Source organism: Arenibacter amylolyticus (genome assembly GCF_002150785.1).
GTDB classification, from domain to species: domain Bacteria; phylum Bacteroidota; class Bacteroidia; order Flavobacteriales; family Flavobacteriaceae; genus Arenibacter; species Arenibacter amylolyticus.
Window position 1 is genome coordinate 1 of sequence record NZ_MTAZ01000081.1, and the last position, 4,839, is coordinate 4,839.

The 4,839-nt window shown below is 34.4% G+C and carries 4 protein-coding genes; all 4 read right to left on the reverse strand.

The annotated features are described in order from the left end of the window. Positions 1-71 precede the first annotated feature (71 nt). Genes BV214_RS16370 through BV214_RS16385 form a run of 4 tightly spaced genes read right to left on the reverse strand, consistent with a single transcriptional unit; the run spans position 72 to position 4,684 of the window. Entirely contained in the window at positions 72-1,055 is a 984-nt protein-coding gene (locus tag BV214_RS16370) for a glycosyltransferase family 2 protein (RefSeq protein WP_086478571.1), read from the reverse strand. Beyond that, positions 1,045-2,373 (reverse strand): hypothetical protein, encoded by a 1,329-nt coding sequence (locus BV214_RS16375; RefSeq protein WP_086478572.1) that lies wholly within the window; start codon positions 2,371-2,373, stop codon positions 1,045-1,047. The genes BV214_RS16370 and BV214_RS16375 overlap by 11 nt, the downstream gene beginning before the upstream one ends. 6 nt (positions 2,374-2,379) lie before the next feature. Beyond that, entirely contained in the window at positions 2,380-3,531 is a 1,152-nt protein-coding gene (locus BV214_RS16380; RefSeq protein WP_245806823.1) for a glycosyltransferase family 2 protein, read from the reverse strand. Further along, positions 3,524-4,684 (reverse strand): hypothetical protein, encoded by a 1,161-nt coding sequence (locus tag BV214_RS16385; protein ID WP_086478573.1) that lies wholly within the window; start codon positions 4,682-4,684, stop codon positions 3,524-3,526. The genes BV214_RS16380 and BV214_RS16385 overlap by 8 nt, the downstream gene beginning before the upstream one ends. Positions 4,685-4,839 lie beyond the last annotated feature (155 nt).

Here is a 4,839-nt window from a genome sequence, read left to right on the forward strand (position 1 = left end):
TATGGAACACGCCTTAAGTCTCCGTTAATAGTTTATACGCAAACTAAAGTGTTTTTGAACTCTCGATTACATTAGAACACTGCTGCCCTCCTTTCTTGTTTATAAGAATCCAGCTGCGGGCTAGTTCCGTTTATGTTTGTTTTGGAAATTAAATAATGGGGGCGTTTTTTGTTCTCTAAATACAACTTCCCTATATACTCGCCCATGACCCCTAAGACCATAAGCTGTAAGCCCGACAAGAATACAATGGCTGCTACAATAGAGGCCCAACCAGAAACCGTTAAGCCCAAGACCATTACTATTATGGCATAAACCCCATAACCAAATGCTAAAAAGGCAAACATTACACCAATGGCTAGTGCGATCCGTAAAGGTTTTATACTAAAGCTCGTAATGCCGTTACTTGCCAATTTCAACATTTTCTTGGTAGAATATTTGGTACTGCCAAAAAACCTTTTCTCTTCCTTATATTTCAATGTTGTTTGTTTATACCCTATCCAGGAAAACAACCCTCTTAGGTATATATTGTTTTCGGGCATATTCCTAATTACCGCTGCAATTTTTTTATCGAACAGCCGAAAATCGGCTCCTTGAGGAGTTACATTTTCGTCTGATATAAGGGACAATAACCAATAAAAACCTTTGGAACTCCATTTTTTAAACCATGGTAAATTAGCGTCATCTATACGTATAGCTGTAATGACCTCAAACCCTTGACCCCAAAATTCCAACATATTAATAATAGTTTCGGGAGGATGTTGTAAATCGGCATCCATGGTTACAATGCAGTCGCCTTTGGCATAATCTATTCCTGCCTTTATAGCGGTTTGATGTCCAAAATTTCTTGAAAAAGATAAGTAGCTAATGCTTTTATAGGTAGCTGCTACAGATTCAATAGCCTGTTGGGTAGCATCTTTACTGCCATCATTAACCAAAATAATTTCGTGTTGATATGGTGACAATACATCTTGTATTCTGTCAATTAACGGTTGAATGTTATCGGCCTCATCAAAACAGGGTACAACAATTGAAACTAAAAATGCATTATTTTCCATCTCTATCAATTAAAGGATTGTTAATAATAGGCTGCTTTAACACATTTCTTTTTTCAATCAGCTCCTGTACATTTTTTTTCATGGTCTCACTATCTTTCCATGCTCTGGTTCTATAATGGGATTGGACACCTAAAGCGAATAAATAAAGAATTCCTGCTGCGAAGAGCTGTTTTCTATACTTTAAGAATGTATTTAACGCTTCTTTAAAAAACCAGACGCCAATAATAGCCAATCCAATAATACTTACATACATATAACGATCTGCTGTAATCATTTTACGTGGCATTGGTAGAATATGCAACACCAATAGAATATTTATTATAAACAAAGCGAACCCAAATAATACTAGTTTGTTTTTCCGTTTATAGTATGACCAAATGAATCCTACAATAATAATAGTCAACACAAGGTATCCCCAGAAAAACCAAGGTAATTTTTCTCCTATTTCTATTGGGTAAAAGTAATGGTAATACAATTTTACCGGTGCTATGGATCTAAACACATATTCTACCATACTGTGCATCCCAAATAACAGACGTTGATGAATTGGATATGTTTCTTCTACGATAATGTTACCCAGATTAAACAATGATGAAAAGTACCAAAATCCGAAAGCCATTAGAAAGAAGGGGATTTTCTCAAGAAGAACTCTTTGCTTTAAAAGTGTTTTATTGAACTTTAAAGATGTAAGCCGCCCATAGATATAATCAAACACCAATAAATTTAATGGCAAGATTATAGCTTGTTCTTTAGAACCAAAACTCAATGCGTATAATAGAAGTACTGCAATCAGCCAAACTATTTTGGTGCTTTTTATGTAGTTAATATAGCACCAGATAGCTATGAACATAAAAAATGCATACAACACTATTTTTGAAGCACTTATCCATGCCACAGTCTCGACCTGTAATGGGTGAATAGCAAAAATTAGGGCAACACACCCTGAATATAACCTTATGGTCCCGTTTTCAAATTTCGGGTTTACTGTTTTTATAATTTCTTTTAAGATATAAAATAGAAATAGTACGTTAATAATATGAAACACAAGAAATGCAGTATGAAATACCATGGCATTAAATCCAAATAACTTATATAATACGATATATATTAAAGTGTTAACGGGAGAATATTGTCCGTAATAAAACTCCGTAAAATGATGCTTAAGGTCCTCAATCGAATGATTGCTAACAAAAGGATTTTCCAGTACCTGCCAAGTATCGTCCCACCCTCTTTGAAAATCGTTAAAGAAAGTTGGCACAAATACTAGAATTGTTGTTACTACGAGTAGTAGAGGGATGTATTTAAAATAATTGCTCATAGTGTATTATTTTTTTTGATCCCCTATTAATGCCATAACAAAACTTGACACCATGGTTTGCACACCGAGACTAATTAGGAACACTGCTGGAATTACTTTTCTCATAAATAAAGATGGGTTTAACTCTGAGTACCCTGTATCGCTCCATGCACTTATATTGAAATAGCTCCATAAAACACCTATTAATAGCAGGAGCACTCCTGCTATTAATCCTGTTTCTAAATTAAAATTTAACCTTTGATTTTGCTTTTTATATAGGATATGTTGCTGCTTATAACGCTTTACAATGACATACATAAACAATAATTGGGTGGCTAATAAAGCTGCTACCATAGCATATAATAGCGTATGTACATCTATATGTACATCTAACTGTATATTAGAAATTCTTAAAGGCTCAATTGTTAGAAGGCTTCCAAAAATTAAGCTCACTATTAACAATAAACTTCCTGGGTATAATAAAAACCATTTGGGAGCGTAGGTGATTAGAAACCTTAAATGGCGCCAGCCGTCTTGCCATGTGTTAAGATGTGGTGGTCTGTTTCTACCATCTTTAGATAAGGTTGTGGGTACTTCTGTAATTTTCATTCCCATTAGGGTTGCTTTTACAACCATTTCTGAGGCAAACTCCATTCCTGTAGATTTCAACTCCATTTTGATATAAGCCTCTTTAGAAAAACCTCTAAGACCACAATGAAAATCTTTAATGGGGCTTTTAAAAAATAGGCCACCTATAAAGCTTAAAACAGGGTTTCCCAAATATCTATGTAAAAAAGGCATCGCTCCTTTTTCAATACCGCCCTTAAAACGATTGCCCATTACTAAATCGCATCCCTTAGCAAGTTCATCTACAAAATAGGTAAGGGTAGAAAAATCATAGCTATCATCAGCATCACCCATAACGATATAAGTGCCATTTGCTGCGTTGATACCGCCTTGTAGGGCTGAACCGTAACCTTTTGAAACTACATTAACCACACGAGCACCATTTTTTTGTGCTATCCCTATAGAACCATCGGTACTACCATTATCTGCAATAATAATTTCGCCAGAGATCTTATTGTTAGTTAAATAGGAGTTTGCCTTTTTAATACAGGTTTCAAGTGTTTCTGCTTCATTTAGGCAAGGCATAACAATAGATAAATAAGGGTTAATCATTGGTTATGATTTTATATACGTTAAACGATCCATTTGAAAACACCTTTTTGAATTGGTCAGAAAGCCTATGAGATTCATGCTCCATAGGAATTTGAAAAAAGTTGCCAACAGATTTATTTTCCACATAGTAATTTGATTTTTCTAAGATTTCTGTTGTAGAATTGAACAATGCTAGTGAAAGCCTGTTTGTATATAGGTGCATGACTCTAGGTCTAAAAAATCCAATAATATCTTGTTCTTGAGTATTTTCTATTATGTATTCAAACAATTCCTTGCTTTCAGGTGACTCAGGACCAAATACCATTTGTGATGGACTTTTCACGGCCTTAAAAGTTGCCTTATAAGTTTTTATAAGATTGGTGCTTAAACACACACATAGTACAAATAGTGAAAAATATTTTACGAAGACATTTTCTTTGCTCAGCTTAAATAAATACTGTAAGCCCTGAATTAAAAAATAAAGTATAAATGGGTAAATAGAATACAAGTAGCGTAGCTCTCTAAATGGCCAAATTGTAAACAAAATAATTAAGAACCCCAGGTAGGTTAGTAATACAACATCTTTTTTTATTCTGTATCCCATACCCACAAATGCTATTAGTAAGGTAAGATGCAAAAAGTATGGTATAGCTAGATTACCAAACAAAGGGTCCTTGAACCATTTATAATACACCTCTAGATTACGCAGGGAAGTATCCCAACTAATAAGGTTATTATAGCTAAAATGTGACGTGAATCCCGATGGGAGCAATAATTTTAAAAAATAATATGAAAACAAAGCCGTTAAGTAGGGAGCCAAAAATATTAAGTGCTTAGCGGCTAATACCGGTTGCTCTTTTCTATTTATTAACAAGTAATGGATCTGTCCTATGAATAATGCTAAAAAAAGGCCAATGCCTTCCGATCTTATGCTAAAGCAGAAGAATAGCATAAACCCAACACCCACAGATCGTATCCATGAATTGCTGTAATGGTTGCGTAATAATTTAAGAATAAGAAATAAACTTATAAAGGAAAATAACAAGAAAGGGATTTCAGAAAGCACACTATTTATTGCCGTAATATAGGATATATTAAAGCCTATAATTGCAAAAAAGAACAAACCATTAGTTTGTTTGAATGCACCACCGCTTCTAAATGTTAGAAACATCATGAGCAAAGCACAAATCAGAAAAATGGCTTCTAGGAGTCTAAATACTGTATAGTCAACATCGTAAATGGCATAGATTGGTGCTAGTAGTATTGGAAAGCCCCAAGGATAAAGGGGACACTATCCCGCAATTTGTGTAAGTAGAAAATAGAGGGTGC

Excerpts from the sequence above, each read along its gene's own strand:
- BV214_RS16375 (WP_086478572.1), bottom strand. The coding sequence starts at position 2,373 with ATGAGCAATTATTTTAAATACATCCCTCTACTACTCGTAGTAACAACA.
- BV214_RS16370 (WP_086478571.1), bottom strand. The coding sequence starts at position 1,055 with ATGGAAAATAATGCATTTTTAGTTTCAATTGTTGTACCCTGTTTTGAT.
- BV214_RS16385 (WP_086478573.1), bottom strand. The coding sequence starts at position 4,684 with ATGATGTTTCTAACATTTAGAAGCGGTGGTGCATTCAAACAAACTAAT.
- BV214_RS16380 (WP_245806823.1), bottom strand. The coding sequence starts at position 3,531 with ATGATTAACCCTTATTTATCTATTGTTATGCCTTGCCTAAATGAAGCA.